Below are 18,894 nucleotides of genomic sequence, written 5' to 3'. Positions count from 1 at the left end.
AAAAAAAAGGTTGACTGAAATAAGACGTGCCTTATAATGCACATCCACACGGTAAGGGTGATTAGCTCAGTTGGGAGAGCACCTCCCTTACAAGGAGGGGGTCACTGGTTCGAACCCGGTATCACCCACCAATCTTTACCGTGAAGTTTCAGCACTGAAACAGTGGGGTGATTAGCTCAGTTGGGAGAGCACCTCCCTTACAAGGAGGGGGTCACTGGTTCGAACCCGGTATCACCCACCATTTCTAGATGGGTCGTTAGCTCAGTCGGTAGAGCAGCGGACTTTTAATCCGTTGGTCGAGCGTTCGAATCGCTCACGACCCACCACTTTAACAGCACATACCTTAATCAATGTAAATTATTCAACCTAACCCCCAAAAAGCGATGAGAGCGCTAGCGTTCGACAAATTCGTCTGAAACGAATTTGAACAATACGCAGTGTTGGCTCTGAAAGGATGAGGCACACGATGGTCAGATAATCAAGCTCACAACAGTCTATTCTATAACACCAATATTGAATCACTAAACAACGCAATTAATTACGCTATACTAAACAAATAAATGCGATAAAATGATTAAGTTATTTATTTTTTAAGGAAATCGTATGCTAAAGTTTCTTGCAAAACTATCACTAGTTTTATGTTTTAGTATTGCAGCTAATGCTGATCAACAAACATTGTTTGATTTTAATCAGGAATATCAAAAAGCAACCGAACAAAATGATGCTGAAGCACAATATCATTTGGGTCTTATGTATACTGATAGTTCATATACTAAAAAACGTCAATTTAAAGGCATTGAAGATGGCTTTGAACAACAATCAAAAGCACAACCTGATTATATTAAGGCAAAAGAGTGGTTTGAAAAAGCGGCCAATCAAGGCCATATTGCTGCTCAACACAGTTTAGCTTTATTGTACTATAACGGACAAGGAACAAAGCAAAACTATTTAAAAGGCATTGAGTGGGATACAAAAGCGGCTAAAAAAGGAGATGCTGTTGCGCAATATACGTTAGCAACGCTCTATTACCATGGGACTGGCGTCAAACAGAACTATTTTAAAGCCAAACAATGGTTTGCTAAGGCTGCTGAACAAAACTATTCTGATGCAAAAGATCATTTAGCTGTTGTAACAAAAAAGGTTAATGCTATTGTAGCCAAACAACAAGCCAAGAAAAAGCAAGCTAATAATAATGATTGCGGTTGTGATTAATATTAAATAAATGACGGAATGCTATTTTATTCTATTATCATCATTAAAATCACGATAATAAAATAGTTCAATTGATCAAATAAGTTAAAGCATAATCCAATAGATGTAATGATTTCTTATTCTATTGCAAAACAAAAGCCTGCTATTTAACGCTCTTCATCGATATTGGGTAAGGCAATTGGCCGAGTATCAAATAATCTTTTCAATCAAAATCAAAGATAAAATAATATCCACACCCCCCAAGCTTTGCTTTCAGCAAGCTTGTCAAAATAACTGCAAAGAGGCTTGCAAACATGTCAAAAACATTCTTTAATTAAAACATAATGTGTTCACCTCAAACAAAGGCAATGACATGAAAAGATTACTATTATTAATATTTTTGTTTATATCGATAAATACGCCCATTTTTGCAACACAAAATACAAAATATAACTTTGATGCTGAATATAAAAAAGCGACTGAACAAAATAGTGCCGAAGCGCAAAACCACTTAGGTTATATGTACCAGTATGGCCAAAACGTTAAACAAGATTATGCTAAAGCTATTGAGTGGTACCAAAAGTCGGCTAATCAAAATTACGCCGATGCACAAGTGAATTTAGGCTACATGTATAATTATGGTATCGGTGTGAAGAAAGATCTACTTAAAGCAAAGCAACTTTATGAAAAAGCAGCTTCAAGTGGTTATGCTTTAGGCCTATTCAGTCTAGGGGCACTTTACGAATTTGCAGAAAAAAAACATTATCGCAAAGGAATTGAACAAAATTCAGATAATAATACTATTAGTCAAAACTATGTTAAGGCGAAAGATTTTTACGAAAAAGCGGTGCAATTAGGTAACAAAGAAGCTCAAAATAATCTGGGTGGTTTTTATTATAGTGGAATTGTTGTTAAAAAGAGCTATACCAAAGCTAGACAACTATATGAACAAGCAGCCAAGCAAGGAAACATGTATGCACTGCATAATTTAGCAAATATGTATTACAATGGATTAGGCGGATTAAAAAAAGATTTTGCCAAAGGTGTAGAATTAGATACTCAATCTGCACAAAGCGGAAATCCTGAAGCACAATATAGCTTAGGTTGGTTATATTATAATGGTTCGTGGTTTGAAAAAGATTATACCAAAGCTAGGGTATGGTTTCAGCTTGCCGCTGAGCAAAACCATGCCAATTCCCAATACAATCTAGGTATTATCTATCAACAAGGATTAGGGGTCGCAAAAGATATTTATACAGCAAAACATTACTTTCAACAAGCTTGCCAAAATAACTACCAAGAGGCTTGCAAACATGTCAAAAATATTCTTTAGTAAAACAATTAAAGCTGGGAAGTTTTCAAGATGGGGGGATGGATGATGGGCTATAAGCCTTGATAGCCATTACCTCTGTAAAAAACACTATGAGTAAAGTGGTGAACTTACCTTTCAGGAAATAAATCATAAAAAACAATAAAGCAAGATGAGTAGCCCCCATTTTAAACAAGTAGTTTTAAAAAATAACGCTTTGCACATAAATCATGATGAAATAGAAAGTCAATACTCAATTTCCTTATGCGCATAAGATAGCTATCCAAGGCGACTTTAACGGAAGTATACGCCTAAAAAACAGATTAATTGCGCCAGATATGCACACAATAAAAACACTTGGTAAACTGTGTTCGGCGCAAAATGACCAGTCATAGAAAAGCAACTAGAGACTTTATTTTACTCATCGGACACACGTTGCTAACATGAAACCCGATGAATAATGAGTAATTGTCAGGTTAAGTCTGAGCTAAAATATATAATTAATGCGTTAAACCATAACCAAGTGGATAGAGTGCTTTCATTTCGTTTGGTAAATCTGACGCTTGCTGTTGCACGCTATCCATTGAATCGGGTAATGAAAATGGCATTTTAGCTAAATAAGGCTTGTTATCAAGTAATCGATCAAATAGCACCTCATCATTGACCCCAAAATTAGCAATAATCGCACTAGCATATTGTTTTAAAACCGTAAGAACAGCCGGTCTATCTAAATAAACGGTAACTACGACGGGATGCTTTTTACTTGCTTGTGCGATAAATTCAATATTTTTATCATTAGATGGAAATGCTAATGATCCTTCATGATGTTCTAAACCAAAAAAGTAACCTTTATGGTTTTGTTCATAAGGCGCATTTATTCGAACGACAACGACATCAGCTTGATCTAAATCATCAACAATATTAACTTTATTCTTTAAAAGACTTTTAGTACCTGGCAAAAAACCATGTAGATAGATTTTATTAGTAGGATTTAATGGTAACGTTTTTTGTGTATTTTCAAGTAATACCAGCGAATTATATTGAGCTTGATTCGCCACTTTTTGAAAATCTTTATTGCCAACAAAACTTGTTTTGCTTAGATCAACATATGGTGTTTCAAATTGCCCTAAAGAAAACTTTTGCATCAAAATAGCCAATACTGCGTTATCGATGTCTTTTTCCGCAATTTTTTTGTTTTTAACAGCGGTTACAATAATTGAGCTATCACTAACACCACCAAATTGTTGAACTCCTGCTTGAATAGCTTTAATAAAACGTTGCTCTTTGGTCAGATCTTCAACCCCCCATGGCATTCCTTCTACTTTGGGTTTAACACCTAAAGGTGTGCCATTGACACAAACTTCATTACAATCACTCGTAATATTCCAATCACTCATGATAACACCTTTAAATTTATAGGTGTCACGTAATAAATCTTTTAATAAAAACGAATTAAATCCACCACCAACAGCATCAAGTTTATGATTATTTATTTGAGCATTTTTCAATATTGAATAAGTCGGCATGACACCAGCAACATCTGCTTCAAAAGCGCCAGTAAATGGAATAATATGCTCTTTCAAACTATCTTTTTGTGTAAAAAGTGCATATTTACCATAAGCGCTATGACTATCAAAACCATTTTCGGCAGCGCCATATCCCACCCAATGTTTAACAACGGCGGCGATACTTTGTGAATTTAAACCATCTTTACCTTGCATTCCTGAGATATAACCTCTAACCATCTTTTTACTTAGTTCAGGATTTTCACCAAATGTACCTTCAAAGCGAGCCCAACGAGGTTCAGTACCCAAATCTGCCATTGGTGATAATGCTTGTGTTATCCCTAATGATCTATACTCTTGTCGAATTATATTGCCATATTCATTAATATCTTTTTCGTGACCAATAGCCGCCATTCCTAAAGTGCCAGGCCACTGGCTAAAACCACTTTTTATGCCTAATTCATTGCCATAATAAAACGTATTTCTAGGATCAACGCTGATCGTTAATGGGATGGATAAACGAGAGGATTCAGCTATTTGTTGTAATTGATTATTTTGCTCTGCAAAATCCTTAGGATTAACCTCTAATCGGGTAATAAAGCTATTAACCTTATCATTCAAAATTAAAGCGGTCAGTTTTTCAAAATCGTACTTATCACCACGCCCAATATCATTATTTAAACTCGGCGCATTACCATGCATCATTATCCCTGCTTTTTCTTCTAATGACATTCTTGAAAGCAGATCCTGCGCACGTTGTTGTGGTGATAAACGCCAATCCTCATAAGGAGTTAGTTGTCCATCTTTATCCATATCCTTAAATTCAAGGTTATCAACAATAATTTTTTTTAATTGATGACTTTCAAGTTTGACTTGGTCAATAGCAAATAACGGGCTTGTTGTTAGAACAGCACTAATTAATAGCGCTGGTTTTAAAATCTTACTTTTCATCTTTTTATCCTTAAGTCACCTATGACACATTTATTATTAATATTAAATTCTTAAAATAGTTGATTTGTTGCTATAGCGAATTAACGCCTCGCCTTTTTTGCCTTTATACAAAACAAAAAAAAACCTAAACACTTTGTTAACCAAAATGTTTAGGTTTTGCCTGTATCGTCAATTGACGATACAGTAACAATCCAAATTTATTCCATGTAAACTAACATTAATAAGATAAAGAAGATATGCTATCTTTTAATTTGTTGATGTAATTGTGATAAAAGTCACATTCTTAATTGATATGTTATTTAATAACTAATGATAAATTAATGTTTTTTATCGCAATACACTTCAGCGCGAATTAAAAATCAGTCGAAACATACACTATCTTTTATCAGTAACATACATGACTAACTTACAACTTTTTGTTTAATTTTTATAAATCACATAAATAATTAATCGGTAAGCGATATAGAACATTACAGTACCAACAATGCAATCCAATATAATCCACATTCTTTTTTGTCTAAATAACGGTGTGAGTAATCTTGCCCCATAACCAATACTAAAAAACCAGATGAATGAAACGCAAACCGCACCAATCAAAAAAGCGAGTTTTTGTTCACTGGTTAACGTGCCAGCAATTCCTCCCACTATAACAACAGTATCTAAATAGACATGAGGATTGAGCAGTGTGATCGCCAAAGTTGCTAGTACAACTTTTAATAAGTTGTTATTGTTAGGAACTTGTGATTCGATTTGCATACTACTTGTGCCTTTAATTGCACTTTTAAACGCACAAAAACCATACCAAACTAAAAAAACCGCCCCTAATATCGCGAGTATATTAGTAATTAAAGGATTGCTACCAATAAAGGTACCTACCCCAAAAATACCCACGGACATCAAAGCAAAATCACAGATAAAACAAATTGCCGACACACAAAAGATATGATTTTTTAATAACCCTTGCTTGAGCACAAATAAATTTTGAGCACCAATAGCAATAATTAGACTGGCTGAAATTAAAGCGCCACGTAATATTTCTGATAGCATTTTGTTATAATACAAAAATAAAATAGTAAAACATTAATAATTAATCAATGATATCATAAGCTTTCAATAAATTAATTGAATTTATTTCTTTCTAACCATCGTAATTGCGCTCGATCTTTGTTTAAATAGAGCATAATCACACCTATCGCTAACCAAATAATGCCGACCATTTTTGCATCATTATCAATATGAAATAATACAGGTAATAGCACAACAATACCAATAATAGGCATAAAAATATCTAAAATCCATGAAAGCCAGCCTTTGCTGCCTTTTTTGAACTTAAAATAACCGATGACAGATAAATGTAACATAATAAATGCAGTTAATGCGCCAATATCAACAAATGACACTAACGTTGGTAACCCTTTTGCATTATTCGCAGCAATAACTACTAAACATAAATTAAATAAAGCAGCAAATAAAATAGCCATTGTCGGCACACCGTTTTTTTTACCCACTTTAGCAAAAACTGGAGGTAAACGCTTATCACGCCCCATACTAAATAAAAGGCGACTTGCTGCGGCTTGTCCAACCATTGCAGCAAATGATGCACCAATGGCTTTCATTAAACTTAGTGCCCATCCTAACCATAAGTTAATTTGTTGATTAACAATATTATAGTAAGCTTTACCTTGTAGTTCGGGATGACTACGCAAATAGTCTGAGCTATAAGGATTAAGTAAAGCTCCAACATAAATTTGTACCACAAATAAACAACCGGCTAAAATTAAACAGCTCATAATCGCTTTACTGACTAAATTATGGTGGCCGCTATTTTCTTCAGAAAAAGTAGCAATAGCATCAAATCCTAAATAAGATAGTACAGCAATAGACACTGCATTAAATAGATTGCTCCAACTGAATAAATTACCTCCAACAAAAGGTTGCAACCAATCTTTGCTATTCTCACTGGTTATTATTATCCACATACCAGTAGCTAACACAGCAAGCAGGACAATAATTTCAAATATTAGTATGATCAACGTGATTTTGGCCGATTTTTTGGCACCCATTAAATTCAGCGTGGTAGTTAACATAACAGCCACACAAGTCCATACCCATATTGGTACTTCGGGGACCAAGGCATTGAACGATATGCCACTAAATAAGTAAGCAACAGCCGGAATAAACATATAATCAAGTAGTAACAACCAGCCGACTAAAAATCCAGCATTAGGATGGATACCAATAGAGCAATAAGCGTAAACGGCGCCCGCATGCGGCAGTGCATTTGCCATTCTAGCATAAGAAAATGCAGTAAATGCCATCACCAAAGTGGCTACTATATAAACTAAAGCAACCGCACCATCACTTATCGCATCTAAAACGCCAAATAATCCAATAGGTGCTGCTGGACCAATAAAAAGCAATCCCAGTATAACCAAATCTCGGAACCGCATATTTTTACTTAACTGTTGCATAATCGTTTTCGTATCATAATCATCAATAAAGTAGAATGTTAAATGATTCATAAAAAACGTACTAAGATCAGCTTGTTATTAAGTTATAATTATTTGTTATAAGAAGATATTTAGTGATGCTCTCTCACTTCATAGGTATACGACATTTTTGCGGTCTTACCTAACATGATAGAGGCACTACAATATTTTTCTGAAGCAAGTTTCACCGCTTTTTCAACTGCCTCGCTATCGACATTAATACCAGTAATCACTATATGAAAATTAATTGATGTATAAACTTTAGGAGAAGATTCGGCTTGAGTTTTATCAATCTCTATCCAAAGATCTCGAACATCTTTTTTATTATTTTTTAAAATAGCGATAATATCGTAAGCCATACAACCTGCTGCACCATGTAACAAAAGTTCCATAGGACGAGCGCCACGATTGCGACCGCCATGTTCAATACCGCCATCCATCACTAATGAATGCCCACTTGCAGTTTCGCCCAAAAAACCAAAATCATCAATCCACTTTAAACGATCTTTCATTATTCGCTCCTTTCAATTTATCTTTAAACTTTTCATTCATTACAATTTACGCAATAACATAAGCTTTTTTAAGCATTCTGTCATCTTTTGACCTATTACTTTGTGATTAAACTTGATAATAATTTTGATTTATTTGTAAATAGATTCATTAGGTTATTGTAAGTATCTCAGGTAGAATAACCAAATTATTTGCAACAAACATCTTTGTAAATATAATTAGAATCAATTATCTAGCCTTAATTTTCATTTAACGAACAAATAGCCAAGTTGTTCTCTTTACCACTATTTTAAGGATTGAATATGATTTTTGAGTTTGTCATCTTTCTTAGTATTGGCGCAGCTGCAGGATTATTGGCCGGTATGTTTGGTGTTGGTGGTGGCGCATTAATCGTACCTTCTTTAATTTTTACCTTCAATTACTTTAAGCAAGGCGATCCTTGGGTTAACCATATTGCTATTGCAACATCATTAGCCACCATCATTGGCACGAGTTTATCTTCAAGCTACATTTATAATAAAAACAATAATATTCAATGGGATATTCTTAAAAGAATGATTTTAGGTTGCATCATTGGCACTTTGGGTGGTTCGTATATAACACCTTATATTCCGGGTAATTGGTTAAAATGGATATTTATTATTTTTCTTATCTATGTGAGTTTTAAATTTATTTTACAGACAGAGCGAAATTCAAAAAATCAGGTTAGTAAAACAGTTTCCTTAAGTAATACTATTTTTGTATTTGCTGGTATTTTCATTGGCACTTTTTCTGCCCTTGTAGGCGTTGGTGGCGGCGTTTTAGTTGTGCCATTTTTGCAACGATGTGGGATTGATATGCGTAAAGCCATTGGAACCTCTGCCGCTTTCACTGTACCAGTTGCCATTGGTGGTGCCATTGGCTATATCATCGCCGGTTGGAATAATCCACAATTACCAAACTACTGTTTAGGTTTTATTTATTTACCTGCAGCCTTAGTGATTATGCTAGCAAGTATCCCCATGGCCAAAGTGGGCGTGCAAATTGCGCAGAAATTATCAATTAAAAAATTAATCAGATTTTTTGGTCTATTTTTATTATTGCTTGCAATCAAATTAATCATGTCTTAAACATTGTTGGATATAAAAAAGGCCACAAAAGTGACCTCATAAATCTTGATACCAAGTATCAATGACTATCTTGCCTCTTTAACGGCCAGTCCTAATTGCCAAACAGCCATTGCATAATGCGAACTATGGTTATAACGAGTGATAGTATAAAAGTTCGGTAATCCATACCAGAATTGGTAACGATCGCCCACATCCAGACGCAATAGACTCACCTGAGTATGCCCATCTAATGAACTTTGTGGTTTTAACCCAGCGTTAGCTAGTGTTTCAATTGAGTATTTAGTGCTAAAACCAGTATCAAGTGATAGAGCTTGACCATCAGCCATTACTGCCACCTTTTTACCACGTTGCCAACCATATGATTTAAAGTAGTTAGCTACACTACCAATGGCATCAACCGGATCCCATAAATCAATATGCCCATCGTGATTAAAATCAACAGCGTGACGTCTAAATGCCGACGGCATAAATTGACCATATCCCATTGCCCCAGCAAACGATCCATTTAAATCAAATGGATCTACACCTTCATCAAGACACATAACTAAAAAATCTTCTAATTCGTTAGAAAAATATTGCGCCCGTCTTGGATAGTCAAAGGCAAGTGTCGACAGAGCATCAATCACTTTAGTTTTACCCATTACCCTACCCCAGCCTGTTTCAACACCAATAATGCCTACAATAATTTCTGGCGGTACACCATATTCATTATAAGCACGTTGTAATTCTTTTTCGTATTGGTTCCAAAAATCGACCCCACGAGGAAGATTGCTCGGTGTAATAAATTTATTTTTATATCGAATCCAAGCGCCATTCGGCATCGTTGATGAGCCGGCTTTTGGTGCTTGTTTATCCATTAAATTAATAACCCAATCAAGTTTATTGGTTTGCGCAAGCACATTGCGAAGCTGTTGACGATTAAAACCATGTTTACTGGCCATTCTATCGATAAATTTTTCTTTATCTACCGCTAACGGAGGACTGGCGATTTTAGATTGATTGTGATCTTTTTCAAGATAAACACCACCTTTAACATTGGTATGTCCGCGGTGTTCTTTCATGGGTGATGTTGAAGATCTACGACTACTACAAGCTGCAAGCAATAAAATTATGCTAATAAAAATGATAATACGCTGCATAAAAAATCCATATCTTAAGTAATTAAAAAATCGACAACATCATAAGATATTTCTTGTTATTTAACAATATTTGGACATGATTGACCTTCCGCAACCTGCTTAATATTGTTTAAAGTGGTATCAGAAATATTCAATAATGCTTCCTGTGTTAAAAACGCTTGATGACCAGTAAAAATAACATTATGACAAGAAGACAAACGACGGAATACATCATCTAAAATAACATCGTTAGATTTGTCTTCAAAGAATAGATCACGCTCATTTTCATAAACATCCATCCCCAAAGCGCCTATTTTTGATTGTTTTAATGCATCAATAGCCGCTGTTGCGTCAAGTAATGCCCCTCGGCTGGTATTGATAATCATCACACCGTCTTTCATCTTTTGGAAAGACTCTTTATTCAGTAAGTGATAATTTTCAGGCGTCATTGGGCAATGTAACGTAATAACATCTGATTTTGCATATAACTCATCTAGCTCAACATATTGAGCTCCTAACTCAACTGCAATATCTGTAGGATAAGGATCGTAAGCAAGGATATGCATACCAAAACCTTTCAAGATACGAATAACTGCTTGACCAATTTTGCCAGTACCAATAACACCAGCGATACGATTATGCATATTAAATCCAGTTAATCCCTCTAACGAAAAATTAGCATCACGAGTGCGCTGATAGGCCTTATGCGTCCTTCTATTTAGCGTCATCATCAAAGCCACTGCATGTTCAGCAACAGCTTCAGGCGAATAAGCAGGGACACGAACAACAGTAATGCCCAATTTTTCAGCTTCGGCTAAATCAACATTATCAAACCCAGCGCAGCGAAGTGCTAAAATTTTAATGCCATAGCCTGCTAATTTTTGTAGCACTTTTTTATCTACTTCATCATTAACAAATGCACAAACCGCATTATACCCTTGGGCAGTAACAACTGTTTTATGACTTAATTTATGCTCATAATATTCGATATCAAAACCAAATTTTTTATTCGCGATGTCTAAATGTTCTTTGTCGTAATGCTTACTGCTAAAAACAGCAACTTTAATTGAACTTTTCATCCTACTGAACCCCTCTTAATGGTAATTAGTTAATTTTTTAACTGGTTATTGGCGTTAATTTTATACTGAAACACATAGTTTCCTGAAACTTTTTAACAAAGCCTAACTAAAATAATAAATTTTTAGCTTTTAACATATTTGCAATATAACTTTTCTTATGTTGAAAATATGACTGTAGATAAACGGTTTATATTAGCTTGCAGAATTATTTTTAATATGTTGTATGGTATGATAACACTTTGCTAAAAAACTAACCAATAAAGTTAAATAATGAATAATGTGCAAAATTCACTTTTAAAAACGATTTTTACTACTAAAATGCTAATCTGTATTTTTACCGGGTTCGCCTCTGGGCTGCCTTTTTATTTATTATTACAACTATTACCTGCTTGGTTAGAAAGTGATGGTGTAAATATCAAAACGATTGGTGCTTTTTCATTAACACAAACGCCCTATATTTTGAAATTTATCTGGTCTCCCTTTATGGATAACATTTCGCTTTTTAATTTAGGGAGGCGACGTGGTTGGATGTTGGTTTCTCAGGTTATACTCATATTTTCAATTGCGATATTGGGATTTTTTTCTCCCTCGTTAAATATTTGGTTAATCGCTGCCATTTGCTTCATTATTGCGCTATTTTCAGCCACGCAAGATGTCGCTCTTGATGCATTTAGACGGGAATTATTGCTTGATAAAGAATTAGGACTTGGTAATAGCATTCACACTAACGCCTATCGCGTTGCAGGTTTAGTACCGGGATCATTATCACTGATATTATCAAATACCCTACCGTGGAATAGTGTTTTTATAGTGACCGCACTATTTATGTTACCTGCTATTATTATGACTCTACTAGTAAAAGAACCAATTAACCTATCACCCAAAAAGCACCATATTGAAGATATCATCATTAAACCATTTAATGAATTTATTACTCGAAATGGACTTAAAACAGCCATATTAATTTTAGCATTTATTTTTTTATATAAATTAGGCGATAGTATGGCAACCTCTTTAGCCACGCCTTTTTATTTGCAAATGGGTTATAGCCGGCCGGACATTGGTTGGATTGCTAAAAACGCCTCGTTATGGCCAAGCGTATTTGGTGCATTAATGGGGGGGATTTTGATGATCAAAATAGGCATAAACCGCGCACTATGGTATTTTGGCATTGTACAAGTTATTTCAATTTTAGGTTTTGCTTGGCTTTCAATAGAAGGCCCTTTTACTGTCATTGGGACATCCCAAAAAACGTTATTAGCCATAGTAATTGGTTTTGAATCACTTGGCGTTGGTCTTGGCTCAGCCGCTTTTGTTGCGTTTATTGCAAAAACAACCAATCCCCTTTATACCGCAACCCAATTTGCTTTATTTACAAGTATTGCATCTGTCCCAAGAACATTAATTAATGCTACAACAGGTATTATGGTTGAATATTTGGGATGGACAACATTTTTTAGTTTATGTACGATTCTTGCTATTCCAGGTATGCTATTATTATTTAAAGTTGCCCCATGGAATATCAAATCTTAGGAGAAAATATGGATAAGTTAACCCAAGCATTCGACTTTAGACATGCATGTAAAAAATTTGATGATACAAAAAAAATTACAAATGATGATATTCAATACATTTTAGAAGCAGGTCGGCAATCTCCTTCATCATTTGGCATGGAGCCATGGCATTTTGTGGTTGTTGACAGTAGCAAAATAAAAGCAGAATTACGTAATGTTTGCTACAATCAAGAACAAGTTACCAGTTGTTCACATTTTGTGATTGTGCTTTATCGAAAAGCGAATAATTTTGCATTACAGAGCGATTATTTACGACGAGCAATTGCGCGCACTTTACCCGATCCAAATAATCAAACGTCTATTGATATTGCCTGCCAAGCATTTATCAATTTTTGCGAACAGGGGCTTGCTGATGGGTTAACTATCAATCACTGGTCAGAAATGCAAGACTACATCGCTTGTGCCAATATGATGACTGCAGCGGCATTTCGCGGTATTGATTCATGTGCTATTGGTGGATTCGATCACGATAAAGTGATAAAAATACTAGAAAAACATATTCCACAAATTGGTGAAGAATCATTTGGGGTAGGGCTTTGTTTAGCTTTTGGTTATCGAATCAATGAACCAGTAGCGCATATACGTTGGCCACTTGCTGATTTAACGACATATCTCACTGATAATCACTAAACAAATTTAACAATTTGCTACCTTCAATCGCCACATGGCGAATGAAGGTGGATATAAATAAAAAACAGGCCAAGTTATTATTCAATTGATTGATAGAGCGCTTCGGCATCAGCAGAAGCTGAGTCCATAATAAAAGCAATTCCAGATAAAATATTACCAATCTGAGGATCGCTGACATTTTGTTGTACCGAATTTAAAATCTCTTGCGCCCAATTAATTTTTGTAAGTACTGCTTCTACACTTTCTTTTGAAGGATTATTCATAGCATCTCCCCCGCTTTGTTAGGATGTCAAATAAATCGATAAGCAAAAATACATTATCAGATAATAGAAAAAGGAATTTAAGAATAAGAAAGGAACGTATTTTATACGCTACAAAGCAAAAACAAAAACCAATATCGTTTTAAAAAACACAACTAATTTTAAAATAAATGAAAAGGAAAAGATAACCCGATTATTTAACCTTAATAAAGTATATTGCCATTACCTATTGCTACAATAACCAATTTTTTTGCACGATAAAGATTGATAATGTTAGACTTACTGCCATAAATTGCGCTATTTTTGTCTAAAGTTGCCAAAATTTAAAATAAATAAGGATTTAAAATGAAAACCAAACATGCACGTTTATTAATACTCGGTTCTGGTCCAGCAGGTTATACCGCAGCTGTTTATGCCGCACGCGCTAACCTTTCGCCTGTGTTAATTACTGGAATGCAACAAGGTGGACAACTGACAACAACAACGGATCTTGAAAACTGGCCAGCAGGTGCACCTGATTTAACCGGACCAGAATTAATGGTCAAAATGAAAGAACATGCCGAAAGATTTAATACTGAAATTATTTTAGATCAGATCGATCGCGTTGATTTTCGTTCTAAGCCTTATAAACTTTTTGGTAGTGAGACTGAATATAGTTGTGATGCCCTTATTATTGCAACTGGCGCATCAGCACAATACCTTGGTTTACCGTCAGAAGAAGCATTCAAAAGCAAAGGCGTATCTGCGTGTGCAACCTGCGATGGTTTTTTCTATCGCAATCAAAAAGTTGCCGTAGTGGGTGGTGGTAATACTGCGGTTGAAGAAACGCTGTATTTAGCCAATATAGCTAGCGAAGTCCATTTAATTCACCGTCGAGATAGCTTTAGAGCTGAAAAAATATTAATGGATCGCTTGGATCAAAAAATTAAGGAAGGTAAAGTTATTTTACATACGCATCGCATTATCGACGAAGTACTAGGCGATAATATGGGCGTGACTGGCGTTAGGATCCGCAGTACACAAGATCCCAATATAACCGAACAATTATCGGTTTTAGGCGTATTTATCGCAATTGGTCACAAACCAAATACCACCATATTTGAAGGTCAACTTGAACTAAATGGGGGCTATATAAAAGTACAATCAGGCACACAAGGCAACGCCACTCAAACCAGTGTCGAGGGAATTTTTGCTGCTGGTGATGTGATGGATCATATCTATCGTCAAGCAATCACGTCAGCCGGTACGGGCTGTATGGCAGCTTTAGATGCTGAACACTATTTGGATAACTTAAAATAAGCAGTAAAAATCTTTATGTCATTAGATAAAAAACGCCAGACCTATCTACTTGGCTGGTTAAAACAGCATGCCAAAAGGCATAAGGCTAATTTGCGAGCTTCAATTTTAACTGGCTTTATTTTAACGGTATTAATCATTATCCAAGCGGGATTGCTTGCAATAATTTTGCAAAGAATCATTATTGAACAACAACATTTTGTGGATATTTTGCCCTTTTTTGGTGCATTAATTGCGGTACTACTCGGTCGAGCGGGTTTAATCTATCTACGCGAAAAGATCAACTTTGCTATAGGCAAAAAAGTTCGGCAGCAAATTCGGCAGCATGTAATTGATCAACTTGAGCTACATGGGCCTGCTTATCTAAATCAAAGCACGATCGGTGCATGGAGCACGTTGCTCATTGAACAAGTTGATAAATTGCATGACTTTTTTGCCCGTTATCTACCCCAAATGCGCTTGGCAAGCATGGCCCCGATTTTAATCTGTATTGCTATTTTCCCATTTAACTGGGCTGCTGCTGCAATTTTGCTGTGCACAGCACCTCTGATTCCTATCTTTATGATTTTAGTCGGTATGGGGGCTGCTGATATCAACCGCCGTCATTTTAAAGCTCTCGCTTATTTAAGCGGTCACTTTTTAGATCGTTTAAAAGGACTCAATACCATTCGACTATTTAACCAAGGCGAAAAGCAGACCAATGAAATAGTTCGCGCCTCTGAAGAGTTTCGTGTTAAAACCATGCAAGTACTCAAAATAGCTTTTTTATCTTCAGCGGTATTGGAGTTTTTTACTTCTATTTCAATCGCCATTGTGGCCGTTTATTTTGGCTTTTCGTATTTAGGCGAATTTAATTTTGGCGCATACAATGGCACAGTCACCTTATTTGCTGGTTTTTTTGCGCTAATATTAGCCCCTGAGTATTTTCAACCATTACGCGATTTAGGCACTTACTATCATGCCAAAGCCGAAGCAATTGCAGCGGCTGATAATATCGAAACGTTTTTAAGTAAAAAAATACCGCAAGAACAATCCAACGCTAATATTGCAAACACCAAATTGACTGAACCATTACAAACTATTGAAGCCAATAATTTAATTGTTTTATCTAGCGAACAACAACCGATTGTCGGTCCGCTATCGTTTAGCCTGCAAGCACCATTTAAATTGGCTTTAATAGGTACAAGTGGCGAAGGTAAAACCTCGTTAATACAAGTACTACTTGGCTTTTTACCTTATCAAGGCTCACTAAAAATTAATGGTATTGAATTTGCTCAATTAGATATTAATGACTGGCAACAACACGTTAGCTGGATTGGTCAAAATCCTTATCTGTTAAATAGCTCTATTCGCGATAATATTTTACTCGGCAAGCAAAATGCCACTGAAAAAGAACTTGATGAAGTGATAACCAAAACCCAATTAACCGATGTTATTGCAAAATTACCACAGGGTCTTGAAACCCAAGTTGGTGAAGATGCAGTACGTTTGTCGGTTGGGCAAGCACAGCGGATCGCTTTAGCAAGAGCAATGCTTAAACCTTGCCAATTACTAATTCTTGATGAACCAACTGCGAGCTTAGATAAACAAACGGTACAAAATTTGGATAAGCAACATATAGCGCCCAATAGCATCACCATTACTCATCAAACAGATGATATGCAAAATTTTGCACAGATCTGGCAATTGGCTAATGGCAAGCTACATTGTGATATTAAGGAGAATTTATGCTAGCCATATTGCGCCCCTATATAGCCCTTTATAAACACTATTTTTGGCAAATTTTATTTGGCTTATCGCTATCGATCCTAACACTGCTTGCTAGCGTATTTTTATTATCCCTATCAGGTTGGTTTTTAGCCTCTACCGCTTTTGTTGGCGTTGCTGGTTTATATACATTTAATTATATGTTGCCTGCGGCAGGTGTGCGAGCGGCAGCCATTACTCGAACCGCTTCACGTTATATGGAGCGTTTGGTGGATCACAATACCACATTTAAGATTTTAGCTTACTTAAGAACACTTGCTTTTCGTAAAATTTTACCACTAAGTACCCAGCAATTAGCTCATTACCAACGAGCAGACTTGCTTAATCGCTTTATTGTCGATATTGATGCACTTGATCACTTATACCTAAAACTCTTTTCGCCCATTGTAACCGCATTAGTTACCATTGGCTTTTTATTTGTAGGGTTAGCAAGTATAAACTTACCCATTGCGTTAATCATTACCATTATCCTTACAACCACCTTACTTGTGGTACCTGTTATCTTTTATCAAGCTGGAAAACAGCTAGGTAAAACACTGGCTAAACAACAAAGTGAATACCGATTATTATTAATTAATTACCTACAAGGACAAGCTGAACTTATCTTATTTAATGCACAACCACGCTATCGCGCGAAACTTGATGAACTTGAATCAAATTGGCTTTATAATCAACAGAGGCAATCGACATTAATGGCACTATCAAGTGCATTGGTCTTGCTCATTGCAGGCTTTTTAACATTGCTGGTTCTGTGGCTAATTACCCAATACACCCTATCTCCTCTAGTGGCTTTATTTGTATTTGTTAGTCTTGCAAGTGCCGAAATACTCATGCCAATTCCTAGTGCATTTATATTTTTAGGGCAAGTACTCACTTCTGCCACACGCACAACAGCTATTTTTAATCAAACACCCGATATTCAATTTGTTACTAAAGGCAAAGTGATAGATTTAAATTCGGCAAAATTACAATTTGAGCAAATTAATTTCAGCTATCCCAATCAACCTTTTGCAGTATTAACAGATTTTTCGTTGACAATAGAACAAGGTGAACATATTGCTGTGGTTGGTAAAACAGGTTGCGGTAAATCGACCTTATTAAGTCTGGTTAATCGCACATGGGAACCTAACTCAGGTCATATCTATATCAACGGTATTGAACTTAATCAACTTGACGAAAAAACACTACGGCAAGCTATCGCCATGGTGCCTCAAGTGATCACTATCTTTAGTGACACCTTAAGACAAAACTTGCTAATAGGCAATCAACAAGCAACCGAGCAACAGCTAATCGACGTATTACACCAAGTTGAACTCGACAAATTAATCACCACCGAGCAAGGTTTAGACTTGTTAGTTGGACAAGGTGGTCGCGCTTTATCGGGCGGTGAAATTCGCCGAATTGGCATAGCAAGGGCACTACTGCATAATTCACCGTTAATTTTAATGGATGAACCCACAGAAAGCCTTGATCAACAAACAGAACAACAAATTATTCGATTGATCAAACAAACTTGCAAAAATAAAACACTAATCATGGTTACGCATCGTTTGACAGATAATCCGCTGTTCGATCGGATTATTTCACTTTAAGAACATTCAACGTTATTGATGACTTTAACCGAGAAGTATTAGGTATTGATATTACGTTCAGTTCACCTGTGGTTAAAATCACTCTTTATCTGGACTTGCTAGCTGAATATCATGGTTATCCTTTAAAAATACGGGTCGATAATGGACCTGAATTTACTGGAGGCGTTTTTTCCAACTGGGCAAAATCACACAGTATCACCCTTGATTATATTGAGCCCAGTAGTTTTAGCCAAGTATAATAACCTGATGTACTGACTCCAAACAACGGACATATCTTGGTAATGGGATTAGGCTGTTAGAAGATTTTTCATATAGGCGTACTTCACCAACTTGGATTGTTGATGAAGTACACATGCGCCTTTTTAGTATGTCATTAGCCATTTTCAGTTCTTTCATTTCTTTTTCTAACGCCATAATCCGCTGTTGCTCAGCCGTTAACTTGCGACAGCTGGTTTTATTAGGATCTAGTTGCCTAATCCACTTATCTAGGGTTGATTTGCCTACTCCTAGGTGG

Annotated in this window: 16 protein-coding genes, 3 tRNA genes and 1 pseudogene; 12 read left to right on the top strand and 8 right to left on the bottom strand. The window is 35.9% G+C overall.

The features are described from left to right. The first annotated feature begins 55 nt into the window (after positions 1-55). The 5 genes from GQ593_RS09405 to GQ593_RS09385 all read left to right on the top strand — a co-directional run bounded on the left by GQ593_RS09405 (position 56) and on the right by GQ593_RS09385 (position 2,524). Positions 56-131 (top strand) — tRNA-Val (locus GQ593_RS09405). Positions 132-165: 34 nt separating this feature from the next. After that, positions 166-241 (top strand) — tRNA-Val (locus GQ593_RS09400). 9 nt (positions 242-250) lie between these two features. Next, positions 251-326: transfer RNA gene (locus GQ593_RS09395), tRNA-Lys, on the top strand. Between the two features lie 277 nt (positions 327-603). Further along, positions 604-1,212, top strand: coding sequence for a tetratricopeptide repeat protein (locus GQ593_RS09390; protein ID WP_160431789.1), 609 nt, complete (start codon positions 604-606; stop codon positions 1,210-1,212). A gap of 352 nt (positions 1,213-1,564) precedes the next feature. After that, on the top strand, positions 1,565-2,524 hold the full coding sequence (locus tag GQ593_RS09385) for a tetratricopeptide repeat protein (protein WP_160431788.1): 960 nt from the start codon (positions 1,565-1,567) through the stop codon (positions 2,522-2,524). 476 nt (positions 2,525-3,000) lie between these two features. Here the strand turns inward: GQ593_RS09385 and GQ593_RS09380 are convergent, their stop codons facing one another. From GQ593_RS09380 to GQ593_RS09365, 4 genes are all read right to left on the bottom strand, one after another. Continuing rightward, the gene (locus GQ593_RS09380) at positions 3,001-4,956 is read right to left on the bottom strand and encodes a glycoside hydrolase family 3 protein (RefSeq protein ID WP_160431787.1); all 1,956 of its coding nucleotides are present in this window, start codon (positions 4,954-4,956) and stop codon (positions 3,001-3,003) included. A gap of 420 nt (positions 4,957-5,376) precedes the next feature. Next, a complete protein-coding gene (locus GQ593_RS09375) occupies positions 5,377-6,003 on the bottom strand; it encodes a LysE/ArgO family amino acid transporter (RefSeq protein WP_160431786.1) in 627 nt (208 codons plus the stop codon). 71 nt (positions 6,004-6,074) lie between these two features. Next, positions 6,075-7,478: an APC family permease gene (locus tag GQ593_RS09370; RefSeq protein ID WP_237397728.1), complete on the bottom strand. Its 1,404-nt coding sequence runs from the start codon at positions 7,476-7,478 to the stop codon at positions 6,075-6,077. A gap of 59 nt (positions 7,479-7,537) precedes the next feature. Then, positions 7,538-7,957 carry an OsmC family protein gene (locus GQ593_RS09365; protein ID WP_160431785.1) on the bottom strand — a complete coding sequence of 140 codons (420 nt, stop codon included), beginning with the start codon at positions 7,955-7,957 and terminating at the stop codon, positions 7,538-7,540. Between the two features lie 300 nt (positions 7,958-8,257). Between GQ593_RS09365 and GQ593_RS09360 the strand changes: the two genes are divergently transcribed. Next, positions 8,258-9,064 (top strand): sulfite exporter TauE/SafE family protein, encoded by an 807-nt coding sequence (locus tag GQ593_RS09360; RefSeq protein ID WP_160431784.1) that lies wholly within the window; start codon positions 8,258-8,260, stop codon positions 9,062-9,064. A gap of 65 nt (positions 9,065-9,129) precedes the next feature. On the opposite strand, the gene mltB is transcribed toward GQ593_RS09360, so the two are convergent. Next, entirely contained in the window at positions 9,130-10,203 is a 1,074-nt protein-coding gene (mltB, locus tag GQ593_RS09355; protein WP_160431783.1) for a lytic murein transglycosylase B, read from the bottom strand. 56 nt (positions 10,204-10,259) lie between these two features. Continuing rightward, entirely contained in the window at positions 10,260-11,249 is a 990-nt protein-coding gene (locus tag GQ593_RS09350; RefSeq protein WP_160431803.1) for a 2-hydroxyacid dehydrogenase, read from the bottom strand. A gap of 282 nt (positions 11,250-11,531) precedes the next feature. Here GQ593_RS09350 and GQ593_RS09345 point away from each other — a divergent pair, with 282 nt between their 5' ends. Further along, positions 11,532-12,794, top strand: a complete 1,263-nt coding sequence (locus GQ593_RS09345; protein WP_160431782.1) for an AmpG family muropeptide MFS transporter — start codon at positions 11,532-11,534, stop codon at positions 12,792-12,794. A gap of 8 nt (positions 12,795-12,802) precedes the next feature. Beyond that, entirely contained in the window at positions 12,803-13,465 is a 663-nt protein-coding gene (locus GQ593_RS09340; RefSeq protein WP_160431781.1) for an NAD(P)H-dependent oxidoreductase, read from the top strand. A gap of 77 nt (positions 13,466-13,542) precedes the next feature. Here GQ593_RS09340 and GQ593_RS09335 read toward each other — a convergent pair whose 3' ends face one another. Then, entirely contained in the window at positions 13,543-13,728 is a 186-nt protein-coding gene (locus tag GQ593_RS09335) for a hypothetical protein (RefSeq protein ID WP_065585956.1), read from the bottom strand. A 342-nt stretch (positions 13,729-14,070) separates the two neighbouring features. Here GQ593_RS09335 and trxB point away from each other — a divergent pair, with 342 nt between their 5' ends. From trxB to GQ593_RS14260, 4 genes are read left to right on the top strand one after another with little or no spacing between them, the layout of a single operon-like run. Next, complete coding sequence (trxB, locus tag GQ593_RS09330) at positions 14,071-15,024, top strand: thioredoxin-disulfide reductase (protein ID WP_160431780.1); 954 nt, start codon at positions 14,071-14,073, stop codon at positions 15,022-15,024. 15 nt (positions 15,025-15,039) lie between these two features. Then, positions 15,040-16,755 (top strand): heme ABC transporter permease/ATP-binding protein CydD, encoded by a 1,716-nt coding sequence (gene cydD, locus GQ593_RS09325; protein WP_160431779.1) that lies wholly within the window; start codon positions 15,040-15,042, stop codon positions 16,753-16,755. Continuing rightward, positions 16,749-18,380 (top strand): heme ABC transporter ATP-binding protein/permease CydC, encoded by a 1,632-nt coding sequence (gene cydC, locus GQ593_RS09320; protein WP_160431778.1) that lies wholly within the window; start codon positions 16,749-16,751, stop codon positions 18,378-18,380. Before cydD ends, cydC begins: the two co-directional genes overlap by 7 nt. Before the next feature lie 14 nt (positions 18,381-18,394). Further along, positions 18,395-18,619 (top strand): DDE-type integrase/transposase/recombinase, encoded by a 225-nt coding sequence (locus tag GQ593_RS14260; RefSeq protein WP_160431802.1) that lies wholly within the window; start codon positions 18,395-18,397, stop codon positions 18,617-18,619. Positions 18,620-18,717: 98 nt separating this feature from the next. On the opposite strand, the pseudogene GQ593_RS13845 reads toward GQ593_RS14260, so the two are convergent. After that, positions 18,718-18,893: pseudogene (locus tag GQ593_RS13845) on the bottom strand (transposase); the annotation flags it as partial. Position 18,894 lies beyond the last annotated feature (1 nt).

This window comes from Gilliamella sp. Pas-s25 (assembly GCF_009795885.1).
Classification (GTDB): domain Bacteria; phylum Pseudomonadota; class Gammaproteobacteria; order Enterobacterales; family Orbaceae; genus Gilliamella.
The sequence above is the reverse complement of the archived record's forward strand: the minus strand, read 5'-3'. Positions and strand labels throughout refer to the sequence as shown.

What these genes read in the sequence shown, in the direction of transcription:
- GQ593_RS09380 (WP_160431787.1), bottom strand. Translation starts at nt 4,956, where the DNA reads ATGAAAAGTAAGATTTTAAAACCAGCGCTATTAATTAGTGCTGTTCTA.
- GQ593_RS09360 (WP_160431784.1), top strand. Translation starts at nt 8,258, where the DNA reads ATGATTTTTGAGTTTGTCATCTTTCTTAGTATTGGCGCAGCTGCAGGA.
- GQ593_RS09345 (WP_160431782.1), top strand. Translation starts at nt 11,532, where the DNA reads ATGAATAATGTGCAAAATTCACTTTTAAAAACGATTTTTACTACTAAA.
- mltB (WP_160431783.1), bottom strand. Translation starts at nt 10,203, where the DNA reads ATGCAGCGTATTATCATTTTTATTAGCATAATTTTATTGCTTGCAGCT.
- trxB (WP_160431780.1), top strand. Translation starts at nt 14,071, where the DNA reads ATGAAAACCAAACATGCACGTTTATTAATACTCGGTTCTGGTCCAGCA.
- GQ593_RS09385 (WP_160431788.1), top strand. Translation starts at nt 1,565, where the DNA reads ATGAAAAGATTACTATTATTAATATTTTTGTTTATATCGATAAATACG.
- GQ593_RS09370 (WP_237397728.1), bottom strand. Translation starts at nt 7,478, where the DNA reads ATGAATCATTTAACATTCTACTTTATTGATGATTATGATACGAAAACG.
- GQ593_RS09365 (WP_160431785.1), bottom strand. Translation starts at nt 7,957, where the DNA reads ATGAAAGATCGTTTAAAGTGGATTGATGATTTTGGTTTTTTGGGCGAA.
- GQ593_RS09335 (WP_065585956.1), bottom strand. Translation starts at nt 13,728, where the DNA reads ATGAATAATCCTTCAAAAGAAAGTGTAGAAGCAGTACTTACAAAAATT.
- GQ593_RS09340 (WP_160431781.1), top strand. Translation starts at nt 12,803, where the DNA reads ATGGATAAGTTAACCCAAGCATTCGACTTTAGACATGCATGTAAAAAA.
- GQ593_RS09390 (WP_160431789.1), top strand. Translation starts at nt 604, where the DNA reads ATGCTAAAGTTTCTTGCAAAACTATCACTAGTTTTATGTTTTAGTATT.
- cydC (WP_160431778.1), top strand. Translation starts at nt 16,749, where the DNA reads ATGCTAGCCATATTGCGCCCCTATATAGCCCTTTATAAACACTATTTT.
- GQ593_RS09375 (WP_160431786.1), bottom strand. Translation starts at nt 6,003, where the DNA reads ATGCTATCAGAAATATTACGTGGCGCTTTAATTTCAGCCAGTCTAATT.
- cydD (WP_160431779.1), top strand. Translation starts at nt 15,040, where the DNA reads ATGTCATTAGATAAAAAACGCCAGACCTATCTACTTGGCTGGTTAAAA.